The 26,839-nt window shown below is 44.3% G+C and carries 23 protein-coding genes and 1 pseudogene; 3 read left to right on the top strand and 21 right to left on the bottom strand.

What is annotated here, in order from left to right:
• Positions 1–20 precede the first annotated feature (20 nt).
• The 6 genes from uvrA to gpr form a co-directional block, all read right to left on the bottom strand.
• Positions 21–2,864, bottom strand: a complete 2,844-nt coding sequence (gene uvrA, locus G5B11_RS06250) for an excinuclease ABC subunit UvrA (protein ID WP_173727253.1) — start codon at positions 2,862–2,864, stop codon at positions 21–23.
• A gap of 112 nt (positions 2,865–2,976) precedes the next feature.
• Positions 2,977–4,116 (bottom strand): radical SAM family heme chaperone HemW, encoded by a 1,140-nt coding sequence (gene hemW / locus G5B11_RS06245; protein WP_173727252.1) that lies wholly within the window; start codon positions 4,114–4,116, stop codon positions 2,977–2,979.
• Positions 4,103–4,528, bottom strand: coding sequence for a hypothetical protein (locus G5B11_RS06240; RefSeq protein ID WP_173727251.1), 426 nt, complete (start codon positions 4,526–4,528; stop codon positions 4,103–4,105). The genes hemW and G5B11_RS06240 overlap by 14 nt, the downstream gene beginning before the upstream one ends.
• Before the next feature lie 18 nt (positions 4,529–4,546).
• Complete coding sequence (gene lepA, locus G5B11_RS06235) at positions 4,547–6,355, bottom strand: translation elongation factor 4 (protein WP_158421395.1); 1,809 nt, start codon at positions 6,353–6,355, stop codon at positions 4,547–4,549.
• A 55-nt stretch (positions 6,356–6,410) separates the two neighbouring features.
• Positions 6,411–7,640: a stage II sporulation protein P gene (locus tag G5B11_RS06230; protein WP_330603083.1), complete on the bottom strand. Its 1,230-nt coding sequence runs from the start codon at positions 7,638–7,640 to the stop codon at positions 6,411–6,413.
• A 58-nt stretch (positions 7,641–7,698) separates the two neighbouring features.
• Positions 7,699–8,610 (bottom strand): GPR endopeptidase, encoded by a 912-nt coding sequence (gpr, locus tag G5B11_RS06225; protein ID WP_158421394.1) that lies wholly within the window; start codon positions 8,608–8,610, stop codon positions 7,699–7,701.
• A gap of 251 nt (positions 8,611–8,861) precedes the next feature.
• On the opposite strand from gpr, the gene rpsT reads away from it, so the two are divergent.
• Both rpsT and holA read left to right on the top strand, forming a co-directional pair.
• Entirely contained in the window at positions 8,862–9,125 is a 264-nt protein-coding gene (gene rpsT / locus G5B11_RS06220) for a 30S ribosomal protein S20 (RefSeq protein ID WP_330382905.1), read from the top strand.
• A gap of 90 nt (positions 9,126–9,215) precedes the next feature.
• A complete protein-coding gene (holA, locus tag G5B11_RS06215; protein ID WP_173727250.1) occupies positions 9,216–10,202 on the top strand; it encodes a DNA polymerase III subunit delta in 987 nt (328 codons plus the stop codon).
• 102 nt (positions 10,203–10,304) lie between these two features.
• Here the strand turns inward: holA and G5B11_RS06210 are convergent, their stop codons facing one another.
• The 14 genes from G5B11_RS06210 to G5B11_RS06145 form a co-directional block, all read right to left on the bottom strand.
• Positions 10,305–11,969 carry a carboxylesterase/lipase family protein gene (locus tag G5B11_RS06210; RefSeq protein ID WP_158421391.1) on the bottom strand — a complete coding sequence of 555 codons (1,665 nt, stop codon included), beginning with the start codon at positions 11,967–11,969 and terminating at the stop codon, positions 10,305–10,307.
• A gap of 198 nt (positions 11,970–12,167) precedes the next feature.
• The gene (locus tag G5B11_RS06205) at positions 12,168–12,443 is read right to left on the bottom strand and encodes a hypothetical protein (RefSeq protein WP_173727249.1); all 276 of its coding nucleotides are present in this window, start codon (positions 12,441–12,443) and stop codon (positions 12,168–12,170) included.
• On the bottom strand, positions 12,430–13,221 hold the full coding sequence (locus G5B11_RS06200; RefSeq protein WP_173727248.1) for a ParA family protein: 792 nt from the start codon (positions 13,219–13,221) through the stop codon (positions 12,430–12,432). The genes G5B11_RS06205 and G5B11_RS06200 overlap by 14 nt, the downstream gene beginning before the upstream one ends.
• Positions 13,222–13,312: 91 nt before the next feature.
• Positions 13,313–15,778, bottom strand: coding sequence for a DNA internalization-related competence protein ComEC/Rec2 (locus G5B11_RS06195; RefSeq protein WP_173727247.1), 2,466 nt, complete (start codon positions 15,776–15,778; stop codon positions 13,313–13,315).
• 11 nt (positions 15,779–15,789) lie between these two features.
• Positions 15,790–16,728, bottom strand: a complete 939-nt coding sequence (locus tag G5B11_RS06190) for a GerMN domain-containing protein (RefSeq protein ID WP_173727246.1) — start codon at positions 16,726–16,728, stop codon at positions 15,790–15,792.
• A 10-nt stretch (positions 16,729–16,738) separates the two neighbouring features.
• Complete coding sequence (locus G5B11_RS06185; protein ID WP_158421386.1) at positions 16,739–18,166, bottom strand: sensor histidine kinase; 1,428 nt, start codon at positions 18,164–18,166, stop codon at positions 16,739–16,741.
• Between the two features lie 3 nt (positions 18,167–18,169).
• Positions 18,170–18,859: a response regulator transcription factor gene (locus G5B11_RS06180; RefSeq protein WP_173727245.1), complete on the bottom strand. Its 690-nt coding sequence runs from the start codon at positions 18,857–18,859 to the stop codon at positions 18,170–18,172.
• Positions 18,860–18,913: 54 nt separating this feature from the next.
• Entirely contained in the window at positions 18,914–19,666 is a 753-nt protein-coding gene (locus G5B11_RS06175) for a ComEA family DNA-binding protein (protein WP_173727244.1), read from the bottom strand.
• Between the two features lie 92 nt (positions 19,667–19,758).
• Entirely contained in the window at positions 19,759–20,193 is a 435-nt protein-coding gene (locus G5B11_RS06170) for a DMT family transporter (RefSeq protein WP_173727243.1), read from the bottom strand.
• Between the two features lie 135 nt (positions 20,194–20,328).
• On the bottom strand, positions 20,329–21,558 hold the full coding sequence (locus G5B11_RS06165) for an ABC transporter permease (protein WP_173727242.1): 1,230 nt from the start codon (positions 21,556–21,558) through the stop codon (positions 20,329–20,331).
• Entirely contained in the window at positions 21,555–22,472 is a 918-nt protein-coding gene (locus tag G5B11_RS06160; RefSeq protein ID WP_173727241.1) for an ABC transporter ATP-binding protein, read from the bottom strand. The genes G5B11_RS06165 and G5B11_RS06160 overlap by 4 nt, the downstream gene beginning before the upstream one ends.
• Positions 22,447–23,658 (bottom strand): site-2 protease family protein, encoded by a 1,212-nt coding sequence (locus G5B11_RS06155; protein ID WP_173727240.1) that lies wholly within the window; start codon positions 23,656–23,658, stop codon positions 22,447–22,449. Before G5B11_RS06155 ends, G5B11_RS06160 begins: the two co-directional genes overlap by 26 nt.
• 50 nt (positions 23,659–23,708) lie before the next feature.
• Entirely contained in the window at positions 23,709–24,521 is an 813-nt protein-coding gene (locus tag G5B11_RS06150) for a DUF3169 family protein (protein ID WP_173727239.1), read from the bottom strand.
• On the bottom strand, positions 24,508–24,726 hold the full coding sequence (locus G5B11_RS06145) for a helix-turn-helix transcriptional regulator (protein WP_173727238.1): 219 nt from the start codon (positions 24,724–24,726) through the stop codon (positions 24,508–24,510). Before G5B11_RS06145 ends, G5B11_RS06150 begins: the two co-directional genes overlap by 14 nt.
• Before the next feature lie 418 nt (positions 24,727–25,144).
• On the opposite strand from G5B11_RS06145, the gene G5B11_RS06140 reads away from it, so the two are divergent.
• On the top strand, positions 25,145–26,440 hold the full coding sequence (locus tag G5B11_RS06140) for an ATP-binding protein (protein WP_173727237.1): 1,296 nt from the start codon (positions 25,145–25,147) through the stop codon (positions 26,438–26,440).
• A gap of 145 nt (positions 26,441–26,585) precedes the next feature.
• On the opposite strand, the pseudogene G5B11_RS06135 reads toward G5B11_RS06140, so the two are convergent.
• Positions 26,586–26,839 (bottom strand): annotated as a pseudogene (locus tag G5B11_RS06135) (RNA-guided endonuclease InsQ/TnpB family protein); the annotation flags it as partial.

The raw sequence follows: 26,839 nt of genomic DNA, 5'->3' as shown, positions 1-26,839 counted from the left end.
CTCCAAAAAGAAAGCTCTTGTCACCGTAAATATTTGGCTACGTACTGGCCGGTGTAGGAGGACGGGTTGGCTGCAACCTGCTCCGGCGTACCAAAGGCAACCACAGTGCCGCCCCTGTCGCCGCCCTCCGGGCCTATATCTATAATATAATCTGCAGTCTTGATCACATCCAGATTGTGCTCGATCACTACCACAGTATTTCCTCCTTCAGACAGGCGCTTCAGGATCTCCACCAGCTTGTGCACATCTGCGAAGTGAAGACCTGTGGTCGGCTCATCCAAAATATAAATAGTCTTTCCGGTACTGCGTTTGCTCAGCTCTGCAGCCAGCTTAATCCGCTGGGCTTCTCCTCCGGAAAGAGTAGTAGAAGGCTGTCCAAGCCGGATATAAGAAAGTCCTACATCATATAAAGTCTCTATCTTTCTGCGGATGGACGGAATATTTTCAAAAAACGGAAGCGCTTCTTCTACAGTCATATTCAGTACATCATATATGCTTTTGCCCTTATATTTCACTTCCAATGTTTCACGATTATACCGCTTACCCTTGCAGACCTCGCAGGGCACATATACATCCGGAAGAAAATGCATCTCAATCTTAATAATACCATCTCCGCTGCAGGCCTCACAACGCCCGCCCTTTACGTTGAAGCTGAATCTGCCCTTCTTATAGCCTTTGGCCTTGGCATCGGCAGTGGCAGCAAACAGGTCACGGATCTGATCAAAAACGCCGGTATAAGTAGCCGGATTGGAACGTGGAGTCCTTCCAATAGGAGACTGGTCAATATTAATCACCTTATCCAGCTGCTGGATCCCCAGGATATCACTGTGCTTTCCAGGAATCACCCTGGCTCTGTTCAGATCCCTGGCAAGACGCTTATACAGGATCTCATTCACCAGGGAGCTTTTCCCGGATCCGGACACACCGGTCACACAAGTCATCACCCCTAGCGGAATGTCCACATTGATCTTCTTCAGATTATTCTCAGCTGCGCCACGGATCTTCAGGAAACCGGTTGGTGTTCTCCGTTCCTTTGGTACCGGGATCTTAAGCTTGCCGCTAAGATATGCACCTGTAACAGATCTTTCATTCTTCATCAGATCTTCTGCAGTACCGATACCCACAAGCTCTCCGCCATGCTCCCCTGCTCCGGGGCCAATATCAACTACACAATCTGCAGCACGCATGGTATCCTCATCATGCTCTACTACGATCAATGTATTGCCCAGGTCACGAAGATGCATCAACGCTCGAAGCAGCCGGTCATTATCCCTCTGGTGAAGCCCGATACTTGGTTCATCCAGAATATAAGCAACTCCTACAAGACCTGACCCGATCTGAGTCGCCAGACGGATCCTCTGAGCCTCTCCTCCGGAAAGAGTGGCAGTTGCCCTTGCAAGAGATAGGTAATCCAGCCCAACATCTGAAAGAAAGCCTACTCTGGCAACAATCTCCTTCAGGATCTGCCGGCCGATCAGCATCTGCTGAGGTGTAAGCTGGATATCCGAAAGAAACTCTTTCAGTTTTTCGATTGATAAATTGGTGATCTCATAAATGTTCTTATCTGCCACAGTAACTGACAAGGATTCTTTCTTCAGTCTCTGACCTTTACAAGTGGTACATGGTGTAATCCTCATAAAGCTTTCATATTCCTGCTTCATGGTCTCCGAACCTGTCTCCCTGTACCGCTGCTCCACATTACGGATCAGTCCCGGGAAAGCCACATCATAAACCCCTTCCCCTCGCTGTCCCTTATAGTATACCTTTACGGAGCGTCCTTCCGTACCATTCACAAGAATATCCTGAATCTTCTGAGGATATTCCTGAAATGGCGTATCCAGGCTGAAATCATATTCCCTTGCCAGGGCAGAAAGGATCGCATAGGTAAAGCTGCCTTTATCTGTACAGGACTGCCATCCGGTAACTGCAATGGCTCCATTTGCGATGCTTAAAGACTTGTCCGGGATCATCAGGTCTATATCAAACTCCATCTTATAGCCTAATCCCAGGCAGTCCGGGCAGGCACCAAAAGGATTATTAAAGGAAAAGCTTCTTGGTTCGATCTCGTCAATGCTGATCCCACAGTCCGGGCAGGAAAAGCTTTGGCTGAAATTAAGATATTTACCGTCCATAGTATCTACCACAAGCAGACCATCAGAAAGCCCCAGCACTGTCTCAATAGAATCTGCAAGCCGCTTCTGGATCCCATCCTTTACGATCAGCCTGTCTACAATAATGGCAATGGTATGCTTAATATTCTTATCCAGCTTGATCTCCTCAGACAGCTCATAAACACTGCCATCGATCTCTGCCCGCACATATCCGCTTTTCTTTGCCTGCTCCAGAAGCTTGGCATGAGTGCCCTTTCTCCCACGGACGACTGGCGCTAGCAGCTGGATCTTTGTACGCTCCGGAAGCATCAGGATCTGATCCACCATCTGATCTACCGTCTGCTTCCTGATCTCCTTACCACATTTGGGACAATGAGGAATTCCTACCCTGGCATACAGCAGCCTGAAATAATCATAGATCTCTGTCACAGTGCCTACTGTAGAACGAGGGTTCCTGTTGGTAGACTTCTGGTCAATGGATATGGCCGGAGGCAGGCCTTCTATGCTTTCTACATCAGGCTTCTCCATCTGTCCCAGAAACTGCCGGGCATAGGATGACAAAGATTCCATATATCTTCTTTGTCCTTCTGCATAAATGGTATCAAAAGCAAGGGAGGATTTACCGGATCCGCTCAGTCCGGTCAACACTACAAATTCCCCTCTTGGGATATCTACATTCAGGTTCTTCAGGTTATTTTCATTAGCTCCTCGAATGCGGATAAACTGTTTTTTATTATTCTGATCTATGGCCATATCTGCCTCCTGTTTTCCAGTTCTTCAAGTAAAAACAAATGTTCGAGTTGTACTTCGTTTAGCATAGCACACGAACATCTGTTTTTCAAGGGGTCTGCTTAGTTTTCCATATCTACAGCAAAAAATCCGCCATCACTGTATTGCTTACATGGATGCCATGTCTGGAAAGGAAAATCCGCCCATTTTCTTCTTGCAGCAAAGCAAGTTCTTTATATCTGCGGATCACATCCCCATAAATCTCCTCTATAGGGATACCAAACCTCTTTGCGAACTCAGCCTTTGAAATACCCGATCTAAGCCTTAGCCCAAGAAACATAAATTCCTCCATCTGCTCCTGACGGGTCAGCTTGATCAGATCTTTCCTGATATTGTCAGGAAAATCCGGCTTTCTGCTGGCTGTTGTATACCTTTCCAGAGAGGTTGTATTGGTAAATCTACAGCCATCCATCAGAGAAGCTGCCCCCAATCCCAAGCCAAGATAAGAAACACCTGTCCAGTAACCAATATTATGGATACAGGCTTTGCCGCCTCTGGCATAATTGGAAATCTCATATTGTTCAAAGCCATATTCCCCAAGAATACGTGCCGTATCTTCATACATCTGATACTCGGTGTCTTCATCTGGAAGCGCCAGGTTTCTTGCAGCAAAAGGTGTCCCTTCTTCGATGATCAGACTATAAGCCGAAATATGTTCCGGATTTAAGGCTGCTACAATGCGCAAGCTCTTTTCCCAGCCATCCCTTGTCTGGCCCGGAATTCCAAACATCAGATCCACATTTACATTGTGAAAGCCTGCCTCCCTGGCCATCTGATAGCTTTCCAGAAACTGTTGGTAATCATGGATCCTGCCCAAACTGGCAAGTTCTGTGTCATCCGGTGACTGAAGTCCCAGACTTAACCGGTTCACACCATTTTCCCTGCAGATCCTCAGTTTTTCCAAGGTAAGCGTACCAGGATTGGCTTCCATGGTTACTTCTGCTTCTTTTTCTATATAAAAACATCGATACAAAGCCTTTAATATCTTCTCCAGCAGATCTGCTTCTAATATAGAAGGCGTCCCTCCCCCAATAAAAACAGAGGCCACAGGTTCTTTACGCCTGCCGCCTTCTGTCTGGATCTCATGTAGAAGTGCCTGTACATACTGTTCCTGTGTATCCCTTCCTGCCGGGGCAGAAAGGAAATCGCAATAATCACATTTCTTCACACAGAAAGGAATATGAACATATAGTTCTATTTTTTTATTCTGTTCCATCTGTACTGCCGTCTCCATTTGTTCCTGAAGTATCGCTACCCTCTCCGCTGCCATTATTATCTGTGGCACTGCTGTTATCTGCCTTTGTGCTGCTGTCATTTCCTTTCTGCACCAGATATTCATTGACCATGGTAACATTGCCATTGGTAACAGCTGCATCACTGCTTACCTGCCTTGGAACCTCAGTCGGCGTGGGAGACGGAGCCACGGTAATGGTCATAACCCCCATGGAGCTTTCATCCTGGGTTCCGGCTGGCTTCTTGCTGCAGGCACATTTACCGATAAAGATCACGATCACCAGCAGACCTACAGCCATGATCCCGCCGCGGATCCACAGCTGCCGGTTTCGCCTTATGCTCTTTTTCACCGAATATGAAATCCGTTTCAGGATTTGCAGGATTTTTTCTTTCATTAGTATTCCTCCAGAGCCTTAATTCTCATCCAGCTTTAAAACACTCATAAATGCTTTCTGCGGTATCTCTACATTTCCTACCTGACGCATTCTCTTCTTACCTTCCTTCTGCTTTTCAAGAAGCTTCTTCTTACGGGAAATATCACCGCCATAACACTTGGCAAGCACATCCTTACGCATGGCTTTTACTGTCTCTCTTGCAATGATCTTACTGCCGATAGCTGCCTGGATCGGAATTTCAAAAAGCTGTCTTGGAATCTCGTCCTTCAGCTTTTCACACATCTTCCTGCCTCTCTCATAAGCAGTATCTGCATGGACAATAAAGGATAATGCGTCCACTTCTTCTTTATTTACCAGGATATCAAGCTTCACAAGCTCACTTCGCTCATATCCGCAAAGCTCGTAATCCAGGGAAGCGTAGCCCCTGGAACGTGATTTCAATGCATCAAAGAAATCATAAATGATCTCATTCAGCGGCAGCTTGTACTTCAAAAGTGCCCTTGTCTCCTCCATATACTCCATGCCACCGTACTGTCCGCGGCGTTCCTGGCACAGATCCATGATCGCACCAATAAACTCCGTAGTCACCATGATCTCAGCCTGAACCATTGGTTCTTCCATAAATTCGATCTCCGATGGATCCGGAAGATTAGTTGGGTTGGTCAGATCGATCACCTCTCCGTTGGTCTTATGGACTTTGTAAATAACACTGGGCGCAGTTGTAACCAGATCAAGATTATATTCTCTTTCCAGACGCTCCTGGATGATTTCCAGATGGAGCAGTCCCAGAAATCCGCAGCGGAATCCAAAGCCCAAAGCAACAGAAGTCTCAGGCTCATAAAACAAAGATGCGTCATTCAGCTGCAGTTTTTCCAGTGCATCCCTCAGATCTCCGTATTTAGCTCCGTCAGCCGGATACAATCCGCAGTAAACCATAGGATTTACTTTCTTATATCCGGGCAGTGCTTCCTTACAGGGACGGTTATGATCTGTCACTGTATCACCAACACGGGTATCCCTTACATTCTTAATGCTTGCAGTAATATATCCTACCATACCTGCACTCAGTTCTTCGCAGGGAATAAACTGCCCCGGTCCAAAATATCCAACTTCCACAACCTCTGCTGTAAAACCGGTAGCCATCATACGGATAGTAGTCCCCTTACGCACACGCCCGTCCATCAGACGGCAAAATACAATAACTCCTTTATAGGCATCATAAACAGAATCAAAGATCAACGCCTTCAGCGGTGCATCCGGATCTCCCTCAGGTGCAGGGATCTTCTCCACAATACTCTCCAGTACCTGGTCCACATTCAGTCCTGTTTTGGCTGAGATCTTAGGTGCATCCTGGGCTTCAAGTCCGATCACATCCTCGATCTCATTGATCACTCGCTCTGGCTGGGCACTTGGCAGATCGATCTTATTGATCACAGGGATCACCTCCAGATCATGATCCAGCGCCATATATACATTAGCAAGTGTCTGTGCCTCGATCCCCTGTGCTGCATCTACCACAAGGATTGCACCATCACAGGCTGCCAGGCTTCTGGAAACCTCATAGTTAAAATCCACATGCCCTGGTGTATCGATCAGGTTAAAAATATACTCTTCTCCATCTTTTGCTTTATATACAATACGCACTGCCTGGGATTTGATGGTAATGCCCCGCTCGCGTTCAAGGTCCATGTTGTCAAGAACCTGCGCCTGCATCTCACGCTCTGTAAGAAGGCCGGTCATCTCAATGATCCGGTCTGCCAGTGTGGATTTCCCATGGTCTATATGTGCGATAATACAAAAATTCCGTATCTTACTCTGGTCTGTCATTCCAGACGATCCTCCTCTTTTTTACGCTCTTTTTTGATTATATCACAGCTTCTGCTTATTTGTCACTGCCTTTTAAAACCCGATTCAGAATATCCCCCAAAGGCTCCATGGCGTTTTTCACCTCCTGTACAGTGTTGGTCTGCGCCCCTGCTTCCACCAGCAGCGCCCTTGGTCTTAAATGCAGATTATACCGCAGCCCTGCCAGATAAATACATCTGTAAAATCCAGGATAATATTCTGCCGCTGTATACTCCAGTTGAAAAGAAAAAGCCAGATTCTCTTCAATATATGGATTTGGCAGATAGCTTATTTTCCCCTGATTTACAGTATAGCTTAAACCGTTATAAAACATGATCTGTGCTGTATCCCTGCCTCCGATTTTTGTTACCAGCCTTTTCCCCTCCGGCACCCCATCTCTGTGAAGATCGATCAGAACCTGAACTGTTGGATTCTCCTCCAGCACTTTTTCCACATATTCTCTGGCAAAATCGTATGCCCGGCTTCTGTCGATTTCTCCGCCTATCACATCAAAATGCTCCCTTACATGGATTACCTGATAGCCATACTTTTGCTCCAGGATTTCTGTCAGATAATCTCCTACTCCAACCACTGTATCTGCTTCTTCTCCTGTTCTTGAATCCGCAAAGGTTTCCTGGGAATGGCTGTGGTAAATCAATATCTGCGGCTGATCTTTTTCCGGCTTAAGTGTCATATCCTTTGCCAGATATTCGGCTGCATTCAGGGAAGCCGCCTCTGCTGTTGTAGCTGCATCTACCACAAAAAAATGTTCCAAAAGATAGTTTTTATCTGCCAGCTTTTCCGGTGAAAGGTCGATCACAGGATGGGGCTGCACAGTTTCTGCCACCTGCGGGGAATCTGTCATCTGCGGAGGTTCTGTAACCTGTAATTTCTCTGTGATTTGGGGTTTCTCTGTCATCTGCGGAAATTCTGTTACCTGTGGTTTCTTTGTTATCTGTGGAAACTCTGTTACCTGTGGTTCCTTTGTCATCTGCGGAAACTCCGTTACCTGTGGTTCCTTTGTCTGCTGTGCCTGAGTTGATTCCAGTAGTTGTCCCACGTATTCTGCATTTTCTTCTATCAATTTTTCTTCTGTCCGCCAGTCTGCTTCCAGATATGTATCTCTGGCTTTTTGTTCTGCAAAACGATAAATAGGAAACTGCCGGTATATATTTTCCAGACGGGAAAAAGGCTCTGGCATTACTGCCAGAACCAGAAAGAAACACAGACATAAAATAACGCAGAACCCCTTCTGGAATTTTGTCACCGAACCACCTCTTTATGCTATCCTATGAAGCAAAATCGGCAGTTATGATTTTCATCTTTTATTCCTGCTGTGCAAAAGCCATATTCAGTCCTTCAGAAATGGTAAATCCCAGATATCTTACAGTTTCATCCACATCCTTGGGCGTTACAAACATGGTATGGAGATGAGGCGAAATAATTTCTTCCAGAAATTCCTTCTGTTCTGTTTCTTCCAAAGTCTCCAGCAGATGAGACATAGCATCGTAAACAATCGTGGCTGCATCCACAACAGTGGGAACACCGATCCCGATCACTTTCACATGAAGATTTTCTTTTGAAAGCCCCACTCTGTGATTACCCACTCCGGATCCCGGACTGATTCCAGTATCTGTGATCTGAATTGTCCTGTTAAGTCTTTTCGTGCTTCTTGCTGCCAGTGCATCAATTGCGATCACCACATCCGGATTTGTGGCCGATACGATTCCCTGGATGATCTCCCAGGTTTCCATACCTGTCTGGGCCATCACTCCTGGAATGATTCCACTGATCCTGTGCAGCTTTTCATTTTTCAGTCCCATCAGTCCGTATTCCCTGATAATATGCCTTGTCATATGAAGATTTCCCACCACCTGCGGACCAAGAGCATCTGCTGTAATGTTTTGATTTCCCAGGCCTACCACCAGAATGGACTGCTCTTTTTTCAGATTGATCAGCTGAGTCAGATGGGCTGCGATCTCTTCTGACACTTCCCTGTGATAACCTTCGTCCGGCGAAGACAGATTAGGTGCTTCTATAGTAATGTAGTTGCCCTGAGGACGTCCCATGGCCTTTGCTCCGTTTTCCGTAAAAATTTTCACAACCGTTGTCCGGATTTCCTTTTCCTGGTCATAGGTTTCCTTCACTTCCACTCCCCGCAATTCCACATTTTTTTCATCAAACCGTTCTCTTGCCTCTAATGCCAGGTCTGTGCGGATCTTATAATCGCCCAACATGCACTCCTCCTTTGAAATATCTTTGATTACGGTTCTACCGTCTTTCATTCACTTACGGTCAATCCACCATATGGATCCAGACCTTTTACAGTAGCCATCATACTATATTTTTTCTCCTTTTTCCTGAATTATGTATTGACATTCCATGGTAAATATACTAAACTATATAAGCATGTTTCATAGAGGCGCCCGTGTCTGTTTCTATGAAAGAAAATATTTTCACGATTATCTAGGAATTGGAGGTGTACGAATTGGCTAACATTAAATCCGCAAAGAAAAGAATTTTAGTTACAAGAACTAAAGCTGCGAGAAACAAATCCATCAAATCTGCTGTTAAGACTTCCATCAGAAAGGTAGATGCAGCAGTCGCACAGAAGGACAAAGCAGCAGCAGAGGCAGCACTTACAGAGGCTATTGCTACTATCAGCAAAGCAACATCCAAAGGTGTTTACCACAAGAACAACTGCGCTAGAAAAGTTTCCCGTTTAACAAAAGCCGTTAATAGCATCGGTTAATAGAGAATTTTATTTTTAGTTATAAGCTTATAAGTGAAAATATGGCAGTCGCACCGTCAGCGGCTGCCTTTTTCAGTAGGAGAAACTATTTTGAAAAATATTCAGGAAGATATTAAATCAGGCAATTTCAAACCTGCATATCTGCTTTACGGAACCGAAGCCTACCTGAAGCAGCAGTACAAGCACAATCTGGTAAAAGCACTGAACCCTGATGGGGACACCATGAATTTTACCCGTTTTGAAGGAAAAGGGATTGAAATAAAAGAATTGATCGACTTATGCGAAACCATGCCTTTTTTTGCTGACCGGAGAGTGATCCTTCTGGAAGATACCGGATTTTTCAAAAACAAATGTGACGAGCTGGCAGATTATATGAAATCCCTGCCTGATTATCTCTGTCTCATATTCGCAGAGTCCGAAGTAGATAAACGAAGCCGGATGTACAAGGCGGTCAAAGCTGCTGGCCGGATCTGTGAATTTCTCCCACAGGATGAGAAAACCCTGATGCGCTGGGCTGCCGGCCTTCTTGGCAAAGAAGGAAAAAAGATCACCCAGCGTGACATGGAACTGCTTCTCACAAAAACAGGAGCTGATATGGGGAATCTCCGCATGGAACTGGAAAAGCTGATCAATTACACCAGCGGCAGGGATGTTGTTACAGCAGCTGATATTGAGGCAGTGTGTGTGACGCGTACCCAGAATAAGATCTTTGATATGGTACAGGCAGTAGCCGATAAGAACCAGAAAAAGGCTCTTGATCTTTATTATGACCTGCTCACCCTGAAGGAACCTCCTATGCGGATCCTGTTTCTTCTTGCGAAACAGTTCCGGCAGCTTTTTCTAGCAAAACAATTTGTACAGGAAGGGCTGGCACAGGCAGAAATGGCTTCCCGCCTTGGTGTCCCGGCCTTTGTTGTCCGGAAGATCCTTGCCTGCGCCCGGTCCTATTCCCTGGATGAGCTTCAACAGGCAGTAGCTGATTTTGTAGATGCAGAAGAAGCTGTTAAAACCGGACGTCTTCAGGATACCTTAAGCGTAGAACTGCTGATCGTAAAATACAGCTGCGGCATCAATTAACAAATTTAGGGAGGATGTGACTCAGTGCAAGTCACACCCTCCCTGTTTTAGAACTGCCTGCTTTCCGGCAGCCCTTACTTGTGAGTAATAGTCTGTTTATTATTATTCAGCTGCAGGAAAATTGAAATAGCTGGTTGTATAATCCATCATCAGTTTTTCCAGATCTGTCAGTTCATCTTCATGTGTACTGATTCCGTCTCCTAACTGAATATATCCCATATTTTCATCTGCCACTGGCCAGTATGCAAGTCCGTCTCCATTCGGATCTCCGGTTTTGATAAAGTTTGACCAATACTGATTCATTTTTTCTGCCAGCTCATAATCCCAGTCAGTCCACTGTCTTACCGCCGGAACACCCTCACGCAGAGAATTAAACGCATACCACATTTCACCTGTATGCCATGCCCACTGGTTAGCCCAGCCTCTGTCCGTTCCTAAATCTGTAATGCTCTCAGGTGTAGCGTGGCTGAATAAGTATGTATAGTTTGCAACTTTTCCATCTGTTCTTTCTGACATCATTTTTCCGTACAGTCGATTAACCATAAGGCTTCTGCTGACATTTGTGCCAAGACCATAAGTTCCTAACTGACGGCTGATCATAGCAGCTGTACTGTCATCAACTTTTACCAGATTTTCAAAATCGTACTGGTCATACAAATCACCAAGAGCTTCTTTATATTGAGCATAGAAATCATCTGCTGTGGATACCTTCGGATAGCTTCCCTCGCCAAGATTTGTTCCGGACAATATAGAAACCTCATCAAAAGCTCCGTCATTAATAGAATCCTGAATGTTTTCATAGGTGACATACAAACCATCCAGATTCATGCTTCCCGGATAATTGGAGCTGGTACTGTCGATCAGTTTTTCAGCATCCACGTTTCTCAGATCCTCAAGTGTGGCACTTTCATCAAGCCCCAGATCTCCCAGATATGCAGTTCCTGTTTCTTCAGCACTTTCCTGAGTCTGGAATTCCATATTGTACTTTAAGCCGCTTTCCAGGATCAATTTATCAACTTTCACATCCATTTTAGGAGAAGCAGTCATTGCCATTGCCTTCGTGGTACCGCCGGATTGTCCGCCAACAGTTATATTCTCAGGGTCTCCACCAAAGTTAGCTATATTCTCTTTGATCCATTCCATTGCTTTAATCTGATCCATCAGACCATAATTTCCGCTCTGCCCCTGTTCCTCAGTAAGCTGTGGCAATGACAGATACCCAAAGACGCCAAGACGCTGTTCCACTGTTACCACAACAATTCCATTCTTTGCAAAAGCTTCTCCGTTTCCTTCCGGCTCAAAGGTATAGCAGCTGTTCAGTCCACCTCCATGGAACCAGACATATACCGGTTTCTTTTCTGTAGAAGAAAGTGAATCTTCTGTTGTCATTACATTCAGATACAGACAGTCTTCACTCATTTCAGGAACTCCATCGTAATAAATATCCGATTTATATGGTTCCACCTCTGCTCCACCCAATACCTGCATAGGAATATCTTTGTAAGTGTCGCACACAAGTACATCATCCCATTTTTCCGGATCTACAGGTGCTTTCCAGCGCAAATCACCCACCGGCGGTGCTGCATAGGGAATTCCACGAAACTCTACAACATTCTCATAAGTTTCATCCGTACTGTTGATACCTTGAACTTTTCCGTATGCTGTTTCAACAATATTCTTTTCATTTTCCTCTGCATACACATGAACACTTCCCAAAAGTGTGGAGCAGGCCAATAATGCAGCCACTGCGATTATTCTTTTCTTCATATAAACAGAACCTCCTTTTTGATAAAATCATTTTAGGATTTCAAAAAGACAAACGCTATAAATTATTTTCTTTTTGAATATCACTTTTTTGATTTTTCTCTTTCCAGAGCAGGATATTCTGAATACATCATGCCACAGGATTCTCAAAAAATCTGAGACTGTTTATATTGTAAAAAGCTATATTAACCCAAATTATTATCAGAGCAGATAAACCGGCAGGTCCTCTGCGATCTTTACAGGCTTTCCCTCTTCTGCCGGCCTGTTGCCTGAAAGAAATTTTAATTGTATTTCCTGGGAATCCATAGGCGTTGCCACAGACTGTGTTACTTTCTTTGGTGCTGCCTTTGCAGCAGCTCGCCCTGTTGTTTTCCCGGCTGCTGTTTTATTTGCTGTTTTTGTTGCTGCTTTTGTTGTTTTTGCTTCAGCTGTGTTTTTAGCTGCTGCCCTTTGAATGCTTGCTTTACCTACTGACACGATTCATTACCTCCTCTGCAAGTTCTGTATATTCTTTTGCACTTCTGCTGCTTTTCTTAAACTCTACCACCGGGGCACTGGCATCCTGTGCCCACTCAATGGAGCTGTCCACCCGGATCACAGAATCCAACAGCCGGATCCCGTCCATATCCTTTAAGGTCTCCAGCGTCTGTTTAAAATATGCTTTTCTTGTGTCTGCCTTGGTGATCACGATCCCCAGCACCTGAAGCTCCGGTGCGATCTCCTTTACTTCATCCAGAAAATCAAACATATTGGCCAGTCCAAACATCCCCCACGGGCTTGCCTCTACCGGTACAAGCACCCGGTCTGAAGCACACAAAATATTCATCACCCAGCCTCCCAGTGTAGGTGGTGCATCAATCAGGATATAATCATAAGTCCCTGCTGCTTTGATCTTCTGCAAACATTTTTTCAGGATAAATTCCCTCTGCCATTTTGTAAAAAGCTCATACTCAATGGAACTCATCTGAGTAGAAGAAGGAATCAGATCCAGCCCCTCATATGGAGTATGTACAATGTAATCTGTCAGATCCTTCTGTCCCCCAATGGCGTGGTATAGATTCATCTCCCCTGCTGCCATTTCCAGTACTTTTTCCTCTGAGAAAAAGGACAGGGACAGATTCAGCTGCATGTCTCCGTCCACCAGCAGTACCTTTTTTCCTGCCCGTGCCATTGCTGCTCCCACATTGGAGCATGTGGTGGATTTGCCGCTTCCTCCTTTGTTGTTGGTAAAACATATGGTAACTGTTTTCTTCATGGCCGCCCCTCTTCCCTCTTTTGTATGCCGGACACCACCGGCCTTTGAAAGCATTATAATATATCCTGTTGGCAAAAACAAGGAGTGGCAGCTATAACTCGCTACTTAAAAAGCCTTCCATTTTCACATGTTTCCCATCTGTGTATACAGTCACTGCACCGCTTATCATGGTATATGCCACCTCACATCCATGCTCTCTCAGACGCTGGATCGTTTCCGACGAAGGGTGTCCATAAGTATTTGTTTCTGAGCAGGAAATCACTCCATTTTCAGGTTTTATCTTTTCCAAAAAAACACTGCTGGTAGAATATTTTGATCCATGATGCCCTACCTTCAGAAAATCCACATCCTTCAGATATGGAAGCAGCTCTTTTTCTGTTTTTTCACCGATATCACCTGTAAAAAGGCCGGAAAATCTTGCATATTCAAGCTGTATCACCATGCCATCCTCATTTACGTTTTCTCCTTTTGCCCCATCTTCCGGTGCCAGGAAACAAAGCTTCATTTTCCCGGACTGGAGAATATCTCCTCTCTTTACAGTATAGATCCGGACGCCTGCCTGTCTGCCCAGTTTCTCCAGATTATTCCAGTTTTCCGGAGGATCCTGCCATTTAGGCAGATACAGACTGCTTACATATACCGAGGTCAGCCCCTGTGCCTGCAATTCCAGGATTTCCCGAACTCCGCTGATATGATCCTCATCAACATGAGATATAAAAATCCCATCAATCCGGCTGATTCCCCTTGACTTCAAAAAGGGAAGCATCTGATATCTGCCAGTACTGGTTTTACTGCTGCTTCCTCCATCAATCAGATAGTTTTTCCCTTCCGGCGTCTGGATCGCAATTCCATCTCCCTGCCCCACATCCAGACAAGTGATCTGCAGGTAGGCTGAGGGCCAGACTCGGATCACCAGGAGACTGACCACTACTCCTGCTGCCAGAATTGCCCAGTAAACTATTCCTGAAATTTTTATCATTCTCAGTGGCATTTCTTCATATTTTTCTTTATATCCGGTTCGCCATTTGCTTTTCTGTGAATATAAGAAAAGGAGTGTTCCCAAGATCAAATAGTACAGTACGATCTGCCACAGCTTTGGCTGGCCTGCCACCCAGGTAACAGGAATTCTTAGATTTCCTATAGACAGACTGCCTGCTGCACCACATAGCATTTCATAAAGCCATAACAGGAATTTTCCAGGGAAAATCAGTATTTTGGCGCCTGTCATCCAGAAACAGCCCACCAGCATTCCTGCAAGACCACTGACCAGAACCACCGCTACTGACGGAATCACTAACAGGTTCAACATCAATCCAGCCACAGAAACCTCCCCAAAGAAATAAAGGCTCACCGGAAGCATAGTCAACTGCACTCCCAGCGAGGCCAGAAACATGGCCGTTCCCTTTTTGCAAACTGCTTTTACCTTTCTGTTTACCGTCTTTCTATTTTCTGTTTTTCTGTTTTCTTTCTTTCCCCTTTTGTCTGCCTTCTTTTCCAGATAAGGATAAATGATCCCTGCCCCGAACACTGCAGAAAAGGAAAGAAGAAAACCGCTGCTGTACAAATAAGCCGGCGATTCCAGAAGGATCAGTACTGCAGATGCAGCCAGTGCTGTAGGCAGATCATAGATCCTGCCAAGAATCCTCGCCCCTGCAGCCATGAGAAACATGCACACAGCCCGCATAACAGACACGCTGCCTCCTGTCATCATCCCATACTGGATCATAAAAACCAAGGCGATCATACCGGCAGTCCAGTTTCCCAGATAACATTTTTTCAAAAACCGGTAAAAGCCCATGCCGATAATACTGATATGGAGTCCCGAAATCGCCAGTATATGCAGTATCCCGCCCATTTGGTAGCGCAGCTTTGTTTCATCCTCCAAACCGGTTTTATCCCCCAGCACAATGGCCTTTAATACTTCTCCTTCTTCTCCTGCGGCCTGGCACAAAATGTCCCCCAGATACTGCTGCAGATCCACCAGAAATTGTCCATAAACAGAATAACTGAATGATTTTTCCTTGATCACAGCTTTCTTCATCACATAATAGATATGCTGGCATGCATAATACTGACGGCTGTCAAACTCTCCAGGATTTCGTTTGCCCTGGATTTCTTCCAGCCTTCCTTTTACACGAACCATCATCCCTTTATACAGGACATCCTTATCTGTATCCACAGATACTCCACACTTATCCCCCAAACCCTTATCTGCATTCACAGAACTTCGTCCCTTTACAGAGGATCTGACATTCGCCACAGACTTGGCTTTAGAAAATGTTTCCTGATTTTTCAAAAAGACTCTTACATTTTTTATTGGAATTTTCTTAGATTGATAGATAAAATAGACATCTTTAAGATAGACTGATTTTGAATTTTCACTTTCTGCGCACCGTTCCACCTCCCCGCAGATGGTGGTCCCCGGATGCTTTTTTAAATATTCTGAAACAGATTTCGGCAGAGGATTCCCCCTGATCAGGGGCATCCCCAGCAAATCTGCCATGGCCATCGCCAACATCAGGAGAAGGCACGCAAGACATAAGGGACGTCTTGCCATCCATTTCCTCCTTACTCTTTGTCCTGGATCAAATCAGTATTCCAGCCAAAGAAATTATAAAGAGAGGTATTCTCTCCAAAGCTTACATCATCCTGTCCGTTCAGGCTGATCTGAACTTTGTCTGCATCCACAGCAGCCAGTACGGAATTAACTACAGAATAAATAATTGTTTTCTCCGGAATATCAAGAGCTGCATCAGAAAACGCCTGGCTGAAGTTCACATAACATACACGATCAGAAGTTGTTACAGACATAACCTCTGTATTCTCCGGAAGAGTAGGATAATGTCCTTTTTCCATAGGCCCCTTGATCAGCTGCTCCAGGATCACCCGTTCCCTTGGAAGACTTCGCTTATAATAAACGCTTCTTTCTTCCTCAACCAGTTTTTCCCCTGTGCTGTCAGTAAAATACAAGGTAAAAGTATCATACCGGTAAGCATCCCGATCATCACCCCGCAGTTCCACAAAACTGGAATTATCCATGGTGCCTATTGGATTTCCTTTAGAATCTGTAAGCTCTGTATTTCCTACATAGAATTTCACACCGGAAATCCCCGGAACCTGAAGAAAGCTTCGTACAACTCCAGCCCGTACCAGAATCTCCCTGGTACTTCCCATACTGGTATATCCACTATTAAAATAAACAAGCAGGGATGTATCGTCCAGCACACAGGACTGTATCTGTACTTCTTTTGGGAAAAGCGCCTGATAATCTCCGCTGGTTTCTCTGTCATTCAGCTTCTGCTCCAGCTCATCGATCATATCCTGGGGACTTTCCTTCTCAGGCACATAACTTTCTCTCTGCAGCTTTGTTTCTTCCTGATTTGTATAGTAAAAATAATATTGATTGCCTCCGCTGTCCTTAAGGCCAGACTGTCCTGTATCAGCGCAACCGCCAAGAACTCCTGCAATCAGCGCCACACTCAGCAGCAATATAAGTAACTTTTTCATCTGGTGCCTCCTAAGGAATATATGACAACGGGATACGAACGGTAAAGGTAGTTCCTTCTCCCTCTTTGCTGAATACCTTAATGGTGCCATGATGCATGGCTATGGCACTTCTTGTAATGGCAAGTCCAAGACCTGTACCGCCAATCTCCCTGGAATGGGACTTGTCCACACGGTAGAACCTTTCAAAAATGCGGTCAATGCTATCCTCAGGAATGCCCATGCCGGAATCTGCCACTGTCACATAAAAATATTTATGGTCTGCGTCCAGCGTTACCCTTACCCATCCGTCATCCACATTATATTTGATGCCATTTTCCACAAGATTGGTCACTGCCAAAGTGAATTTCACTTCATCCACATCAGCTTCTACTGGCCTGAAGCAATCAAGGATCAGGTCAATATTACGTCTGTCTGCAATGGGCCGAAGCCTCTTCAGGATATCCTCCAGTAACTGATTGATATCCATATGGGAAATATTTACATCTGCTGCCTTTTTGTCCATCTTTACAAGGGAAAGAAGATCTGTGATGATCTTATTCTCCCTATCAATCTCCGCAGTAATATCCCCCATAAACTCCTGGTAAAGTTCTTCTGGCACACCGCTTTGCCCTACAAGGGAATCAGCCAGCACCTTCATGGAAGTTAAAGGTGTCTTTAACTCATGGGACACATTGGATACAAATTCATTTCTGGACTCATCCAGGATCTTCATCCTTGCCAGCATCTTGTTAAATGCATCTGTGATCAGCTTTGTCTCTGTATAATCCGGAACGGAGATCTCATCATTCTGATATCCGTCTGTCAGATCTTCTATAGATTTGGTGATCCTCGCAAAAGGTTTTACAAGAATAGTGGAAAGTACATAACCAAGCAAAATGGCCAGTGCTACTATGAACCCGATGATCAGGATCTCCCTCTGCTCCAGCTCATCAATGGTAGAAGCGATCTCATTGGCTGAAACGCTTACCAGAAGTACCCCTTGCAGCTGCTTCACTTCAGGACTTTTTACCGGAACAACCATCTCTATCGACCGGTTCTTACGATTATACCAGCTGACTTCATCCCCTTTAAAGCAACGGATGACCATGGATGAAAGCAATGTCTTCCCTTCATCTATGCCATACGTATCCTTTACGATCCTGTAATCCCTGTCAACCAGCAAAAGTCTGCCGCTATATACATTAGACAACAACTCCAGCTTGCTGTTCACTACCTGCGAGCTGGAGTCATTAATATAATTCTCTTTGATTAACAGGTTGCACAAAATGTCACATTGATTCTTCACATTCTCAGTACGGAGAGCAATGGCCCGATCCGCATAGGTATTGATCACAATCTGTGTAACTATAACACTTGGCACGATTCCCAGAATGATCAGGATGATCAGGATACGAAAACGCAGGCTTTTAAAAAAGCTTGTCTTTGGCTTGTTGATCATAGCTTAAGCCTGGAAGTAATAACCCACACCCCATTTGGTGTGTACGTATTTCGGCTCACTGGGATTTGCCTCAATCTTCTCTCTAAGACGACGGATATGTACATCGACAGTACGCACATCTCCAGGATACTCGTATCCCCAAACAATATTCAGAAGGTTCTCACGGCTGTAAACCTTGTTGGGATTAAATACCAGAAGCTCCAGAACATCGAATTCCTTTGCTGTAAGGTTGATCTCACGGCCGGCAATAAATACCCGGCGGCTTTCGCAGTCCATCTTAAGGTCTCCCACCTCAATGGTCTTTGCCTTTTCTTTTTCTTCATGATTGCTGCCTGCTCTTCGCATAATTGCTTTGATCCTGGCCTTCACCTCAAGAATGTTAAACGGCTTTGTAATGTAATCATCAGCACCATACTCCAGTCCCAGGATCTTATCCATGTCCTCTCCTTTTGCTGTAAGCATCACAATCGGAACATTTGAAAATTCCCGGATCTGCTGGCAAACCTCAAGTCCGTCCATCTTTGGAAGCATCAGGTCTAAAAGAATGATATCGTATTTCTTTTCCTTGGCCTTCTCTACAGCTTCCTCACCATCATAGGCGCAGTCCACTTCCATACCGTCCTGTTCCAGGCTGAAGCGGATACCCTTGACGATCAGCTTTTCATCATCTACTACCAATACTTTCCTGCTCATGTATATTCTCCTTATTCTCGCCTGCCATCCATTCTCAACTACACACAGACGATATTAATCTACGGAAATCCTGTCTTTGATCCTGGCAAAAACACCTTCCTTGATCCCTTCCACATTCATGATCTCTTCAATGGAAGAAAATCCTCCCTGATCCTGACGATATGCAAGGATGGCATCTGCCTTGGAACTTCCCACACCAGGCAGTGTGGTCAGCAGCTCTTTGTCTGCTGTATTAATATTAACCTTCCCTGTACCGGTATCCTCTGATACCTGCCCTGTACCCTGTGACGTCTGTCCTGTTACAGATGACTGTGTACCCAGATCCCATAAATTTCCTGCATTGCTACCCGTGCCATTTCCAGCTACCACATCTTCTGCTTCCTGCACAGTAGGAACGTACACCTTCTGTCCATCTGAAAGCTCTGCTGCCTGGTTCAGACACACGGGGGCAGCTTCCGTTGTGCATCCTCCTGCTGCTTCTATAGCTTGAAATATCCGGCTGCCTGCATCCAGACAGTATACTCCCGGACTGACCACAGCACCAGAAACATCCACATAAATCTCTTCCGGTCCCTGAGAAACTTCTGCAAGTACAGCAGATTCTGTGATGGCTGCCTCCGAAACAGGAACCTGTGTATTTGCAGTCTCCTGGTCGGTGATCTGAAATTCTTCTTCATCGGCCATCTCCTGGGAACCCTCCTGGAAAAGATCATCTCTCCTGCTGCATCCTGTAAGTACACAGCTGATGAAAATCACACTGAAAAAAAAGCAGAAATATTTCCCCGGTTCTAAAGGTTTTCTTTTCATTTTCGGTTCTCCTCCCATAACAAAGCATGGCAGGCTCCCCGCTACTCATTCTTATTTTAACGAAAGATCTGTACTTTTACAATACCAATCTCTTAATTTTGCCACTTAAAAATAACGATTCCGGCTGCACAGATCAGCATTCCCATAATCTTTCTCCACTCAAAAGGCTGCTTTTCCACACCAAATATGCCCAACAATTCAATCATATATGCAACTGCCAGCTGAGATACAACAATCACCATAACTGCCTTAGCCGGACCAAGGGCTCCCATACTCTGGATCACGGTCACTGTAATAAATGCTCCGATCACGCCTCCAAGAAGCATATATTTAGGACTGACCTGCCACAAAACCGATACACTGTCTCTCCCCGAAAAAAGCCATGCTGCCACACATACCAGAAATGCTGAAAGCTGCACCCATCCGGTAGATACCCAAAGGCTGGATTGTTTGGTGACTTCTGTATTAAATACCCCCTGTATACTCATAAGTGCTCCTGACAACAGTGCTGCAAGAAATCCCCACATATTCCTTCCTCCACAGATCTTTAATGAAAGGGATGTCTGTAAAATCTTTTAACAGATTAAAACATCTGCGTGATCTTACAGCATCCCCTTTCATGACTCTGTTATCAGGATATGCTTATTTCAGCAATATATACCTTACATTTTCATATTTTTTAATGCAGTTGTGATCTTCAGAGGATTGCCATAATGAAGGGTCCCATACCGGAACAGTTTAGCAGCCAGCACTCCGGCCAATACGCAGGAAGCAACCAAAAGTCCACCGGAAAGGATGATTTCCCAAGCAGCCACACTACCCATAGCCACACGGATGAACATAGCATTTCCGGAGGTAAATGGTATAAATGAAGCTACTTTGATCATAAGCCCGTCACAGTCATTCATTCCAAAAATAGCTGCCAGGAAGGAAATCACATAAAGCATTGTCACTGGTCCGGATACCTTGCTGATATCCTCTGTCTTGGAAACAAGTGCTCCAAGTGCCCCAAACAAAAATGCGTATAACAGATAACTTGCAATTGCAAAGAATGCATAAGCAACAAATACTCTGGCCGGAATATCAAACAAAGGATCCAGGATCCCGCCCCACTTTTCCTTAACAGCTGCGTATGCTCCAAATGAACCACCAAGGATCACCAATGCCTGGACCAGGCCAGCAAGCGCACCTGCCAAAACCTTGCCAAAGATCAAACTGTTAGAATCTACACTTGTTACCAGGATCTCAATAGCACGGTTGCTTTTTTCGGAGGTAACGGATGTTGCGATCATCTGTCCATAAAAAATGATCAGGAAATATACAAGGAACACCAGGATATAAGTATATCCGTAATTGGATGCACTGTCTTTTCCCAAAATATCTGTAGTAACGTTTATATTTATGTTTTCAGCAGATACAATTTCTTCCTCTGAAAGTCCTTTTGCCATCAGATACTGCTGTGTCTCATAAGCCTCCAGTGTGCTGACAAAGGCATCCTGATAGCTGTCATACAGTTCCTTATTATTTACCACATAGGAAACATCTGAAAGACTGTTCAGGATAAAACCAGCCTGAACATCCTGGTCCTTTACAGCCTTTTTCAGGCTGCTCTCATCCTGATATGTTTCCCAATTCGCCCACATACCTGAAAGCAGGCTGTCTACGTCTGTAATCTGATCTGTCTTCACACAAATACCCAGTGTATCTGCCTGTTCACCTGAATCGGTGCTGCTTTCAGAAACTTTATCGTCTCCCAAAAGCCCCGGAACCATAGTTGGAACAATGATCACACCCATAAGCACCAGGGTAAGAAGTACCGTGACAGTCAGAAAACCTTTACTTTTAAAGTAATTGTTTAGCTCAAACCTTAATATAGTCCAAAATTTTTTCATGCCTCGTCACCTGCTTTCTCCACAAAAATGTCATTCAAAGACGGCTCATACATGCCGAAAAATTCCAGATCCACATCTTGCTCTACAAGCCTTTCCAGGATCTTAAGCTTTGCATCTGAAGCTTTTTTCCTGATGATCAGACGATCCTTCTGTACCTTTTCTACTTCAAGAAGATCGGCAAAAGTATCACGTAACCTGTGTGCCAGTTCCTCTGGTGTTTCTTCAAGACTGGATACCACCAGGCGGTCCCGCCCAAACTCCCTTTTGATCTCCTTCAATTCTCCGGACAAAACCACATCCCCATGATTCAGGATGGCGATCTGCTGGCAGAATTCCTCTACATAACTCATCTGATGGCTGGAAAAGATCACCAGCTTTCCCTGCTGGATCTGTTCACTGATCACATCTTTCAGGATCTGGGAATTTACCGGATCCAACCCTGAAAAAGGTTCATCCAGGATAATGATCTTTGGATCTGTGATCAGGGTCTGCGCCAGCTGTACCTTCTGCTGATTTCCTTTTGAAAGAGTTTCCAGCTTCCGGTTCTCATACTCTGACACCTCCATTTTAGCCAGCCATTTTTTCATATTTTCCTTGGCTTTCTTTGCGCTTAGGCCACGAAGCATTCCAAGATATATCAGCTGTTCACTAACGGTTTTCTTTGGGTATAATCCTCTCTCCTCTGGCATATATCCAATCTGGTGCTTTGCCGGGTCGAAGGACTTGCCATCCAGCAGAACTGATCCTGCATTTCCCTTAAATACGTTCATAAGAATACGGATAGTGGTTGTTTTCCCGGCTCCGTTCCTTCCCAGCAGCCCCAGTGCATTTCCGCTTTCCACAGAAAAAGAAATTCCATGCAGCACTTCATTTCCGCCAAAGCTTTTTCTAAGATCTCTTACTTCCAGTTTCATACATAATCTCCTTTTCCGGGCCGATCGTCTGCCCTGTTTGCTCTTTGAAGCTTATATCTATCTGATCCATCAGTTCTCTTTCAGACTGAATATCGGATTCATATGGATATACTTTTGCCTGTTTTTCAAACCTCTTCCGAAGCTCCTCTCCCTTTTCCGTGTCCTGGTCCTTCAAAAGCGCAAGTCCATACTGGGTGCGTGTCACAGACAGAAGGCTTTTCCCAAAAGCTTTCATAAACTTCAGCTGTTCTTTATCCAGAAGTCCATCCAGAACTCCTTCATTTCTCTCTCCTAACAGCTGACACAGGATCCCATCACAAGCCAACAGCTTTCTGTGCAGGTCAATGATCCCGTTTTCAGTGTGCAGCAACTTTTCTATCTGCTGATCTGCTTCTTCAAATCTATGTTCATCCATCAGCCTGTTGCATACAAAAACCCCAATTGCAGCAGACAAAGGATTTTGCATATCTTCATCTGACGGCATCTGAAACCATTCCTCCGGCAGTTCTTTCAGCCTTCTGCCTCTGGAAACCTCCTGGTTGATCTGCATCTGGATTCTGAAGGCACGCAAAGCCCCTGGAAACTTTCGGATCGTCCAGGCATTATAGCCATCATTGGGCATTCCCCCCATAACTGCTGGAATCCCATTCAAAAGTATAAAAGCGCACCCCATTAAGGCAATGATCAGGAGGCATTCTGCTGCATATGGATGCGGCTTCCAAAGTGCCAGACCGATCACAAAACAGATCAGGGACACCAGAAAATTCATCAAAACACCGCCCAAATTGTACAACACATACGGCATTTTCCCATTGATCAGCTCCGGTGGATCCAGCAGGCACTGCCCGGCTGTCCCTGGGATATGCAGCTTCTTCCATTGAAATCCCTGCTCTGTTTTTAACAGGATCCTGCTCCCGATCCTGAAAGAACTAAACTTATATCCGGTGAGCAGGCCAAATGCAAGATGACCTCCTTCATGCACCAGAATATGTAAAAACATACTGGCATAAATTGCCCCCAGCATGATCAAAATATTCAGCACAAATGTCCACATGCCCCCATTTCTAATACTGTCGGTTTTATCCGCTATCTTAACCATTAGAAGACCGCCTGCTGCACCCACAGCAAATCCAAGCAATCCACCTACAAACGTAGACAGCCATTTCTTTTTATTTTTCTTTTTCATTCCTTTTTCCTTCCTACAATATATTTATGGTTAATACCCATGATTGCCGCTTATCGAAGCTTCTCTCCCTTTTTCATCATACAACCTTTACAGTAGGTGATGCTCACCACCATCCAGACAATTGCCAGCATTACGATTGCCATGATCCCTGTATTCCAGATCATCTGGAATACCATCGCCAACGCTGTCAGGATGGGAAGCAGCCTGATAATACACATATAGGCCTTGTAGCTACCCTGGTAAATTGCTTCCTTTTCGGCCTCGTCACAGCTCTCCAGCCATTGCCGGGCAAACTTCCTTGATGCCGGATCCCCCTTCTTCTGAGGATAAATCCTCTGGATACGCTTAATTACCCTGATCTGGCCAATACCAATATATAAAAAAGTAATTACAAAAACTACCATCCCTGCTAACCAAAAATATGCCTGCCAGTCTTCCACTGTATCAATATAATGAGCGGAATAGCTGGTGCTTAAAATCAGAATGTCCAGGATCATAAAAATATTATGTACAATATTGGTAATGCCATAGATCCGATCCAGGTCATACTCCAACCGGTCATTCTCATCCTCTTCCTCTACGGCTTCCAGCCGCTGTTCGATTGCTTTCATCTGATGCAGTGCCCATTCATTCCAGATAATACAAGCAACAAACAGGATCAGAAGGATGAAAAACATCCTTTCACGAATCCCCAAAACAAGCATCTGTGCTGCATCCTGGATGGTCTGTCCCAATGGCGCCCCATGATTCAGATAGCTCATCCCACCGCCAAGAAAACCTCCGAAGATCATTGCCGCCAGCATGATCAGCCCATATTTCAAATAGGTATTCATCTTTCTTTTATTTACTTTATCCTTCTTCATCTTCATCCTCCAAATAGCTGAATATATCCTCCACCTGAACCTGACAGATCTGTGCCAGCTTCAGGGCAAGTGTTACCGATGGGGAATAGTCGCCTCTTTCGATCAGGCTGATGGTCTGTCGGGATACTCCTGCAAGCTTCCCCATCTGTGCCTGATTGATTCCAAGCCTGGCTCTTTGTTCCTTCAGGTGATTCACCAACGGCATTCATGTTCCTCCCTTCCCTTTCTTTTGTTCCTTTTCTTTTGTTCCTTTTCTTTTGTTCCTTTTCTTTTGTTCCTTTTCTTTTGTTGGTCTTTTCTTTTTCTTTTCTTTTGTTGTCTTCTATACATGACTTGTATTTTTGTCATTTTGACAACTTTTCTTGTCATTCAATATAACATTGACAAATATACTTGTCAACATGTTTTAATAAGGTTTTAATAATGGTTTTAATAATTTTTATGGTCCCTTCCAAAAAGCAATATCATATCTATGTGCATCGATTCTATCTTTCATGTCATTTAACGCATTTTTTTGATTGTTATTCGTGTATTATGGTGCTATTTTAGCTTTTTATTTTATTGATTTTCACACGAATATCTGATATGATATATTTGATACAATTAAACTGGGAGGGCTGATCATGTACAGAAAAATCACAAATTTCTTAGAATCCTGGAAAAAAAGCCAATATCGCAAGCCTCTTATTTTACAAGGTGCAAGGCAGGTTGGAAAAACTTACTCCATTCTCGAATTTGGACGTACCCACTATGAAAATGTGGCATATTTCAATTTTGAAACAAATCCGAAATTGAACGAAACATTTGACGAAAATATTAGTCCTGATTATCTGATACCCATTCTATCTCATATTGCAAACCAGACCATTGTAAAAGAAAAAACATTGATTGTATTCGATGAAGTTCAACTCTGCGAAAGAGCATTGACTTCTCTCAAATATTTTTGCGAAAATGCTCCTGATTATCACATTATCGTGGCTGGCAGTTTACTGGGCGTGGCAGTCAACAGGACTAAGTTCTCTTTTCCTGTAGGAAAGGTTGATATAAAAACTCTTTATCCTATGGATATGGAGGAATTTATGTTGGCTCTCGGTCAGAAAGATCTGGTGAAGCGGATTCAAAAATGTTTCAACACCAATACACCGTTACCCTCTGCCCTGCATGATATGGCAATTGAACTCTACCGCCAGTATCTTGTTGTTGGCGGTATGCCAGAATGTGTGATGCAGTTCGCCCAGACAACTGATTACATTCTTGTCCGGCACACACAGGATACAATACTTGCAAGTTATCTTAACGATATGAGTAAGTATAATAACTTAAATGAAATCAAGAAAACCCGACTTGTCTATGACAACATCACTGTTCAGCTTTCCAAAAAGAATACCCGTTTCCAATATAAGCTGATCAAAAAAGGGGGACGAGCTTCAGAATTTGAAAATGCCATTGAATGGCTTTGTTTATCCGGCATCGTGTCACAAGTTTACAAAACAGAACAAATCAAAAAACCTTTGGAAAACTATCGCGATATTGATTCATTCAAGATTTATGTCTCAGATTTAGGGCTTCTCTGTGCAAAAAAAGATTTAACTGCCACTGATATTCTTTATATGGTGGATGAAATTAACGATTTTAAAGGCGGTATGGCAGAAAATTATGCCAATGTACAACTTACCATTAATGGCTATAACACCTATTACTGGGAATCTGAACGTGGCGCAGAAGTTGACTTTGTTATCCAACGTAACGGCCAGCTCATCCCGATTGAGGTTAAATCTGCCGATAACACCAGAGCCAAAAGTTTAAGAATCTATATGAATACTTACAAACCTGAATATGCCATCAAACTTTCCACCAAGAACTTTGGACTGGAAGATAATAAAAAAATCGTGCCCCTTTATGCAGCATTTTGTATCTAGCGTCTGCTGATTAAACCGTTTCTGATTCAGAAGCAACAGTCACTAGTGAACTACTCGGCAACTTAGTTACCAGAGCATCTGAAATCTGGCGGGATACCGCCTTTTTCAGGGTGCGTCCATGACACCAATACTGCTTGCCTTCCGGCTATGCAGCTACTTTTATTATTTCTGGCTTTTTTAGTCCGGTTACGGACAGTTTCTTCTGTTTTCCGGATACGGAAAGATATTTCCGCAGGATATTAAACGCACCTACCGCATCTGCATTGTATCTTACTCCGTCAGTTATATACATACCCCGTTCTTTTCGGTTTGATGCTTCTGCATATCTTTTCGATACGTCTGGCGATAACGGGCTGCACTGGCTGGTATAGCTCTCTTCCTGTTTTATCAATTGAATCC

It is taken from the genome of Blautia glucerasea (assembly GCF_013304385.1).
GTDB lineage: Bacteria > Bacillota > Clostridia > Lachnospirales > Lachnospiraceae > Blautia_A > Blautia_A ammoniilytica.
The sequence above is the reverse complement of the archived record's forward strand: the minus strand, read 5'-3'. Positions and strand labels throughout refer to the sequence as shown.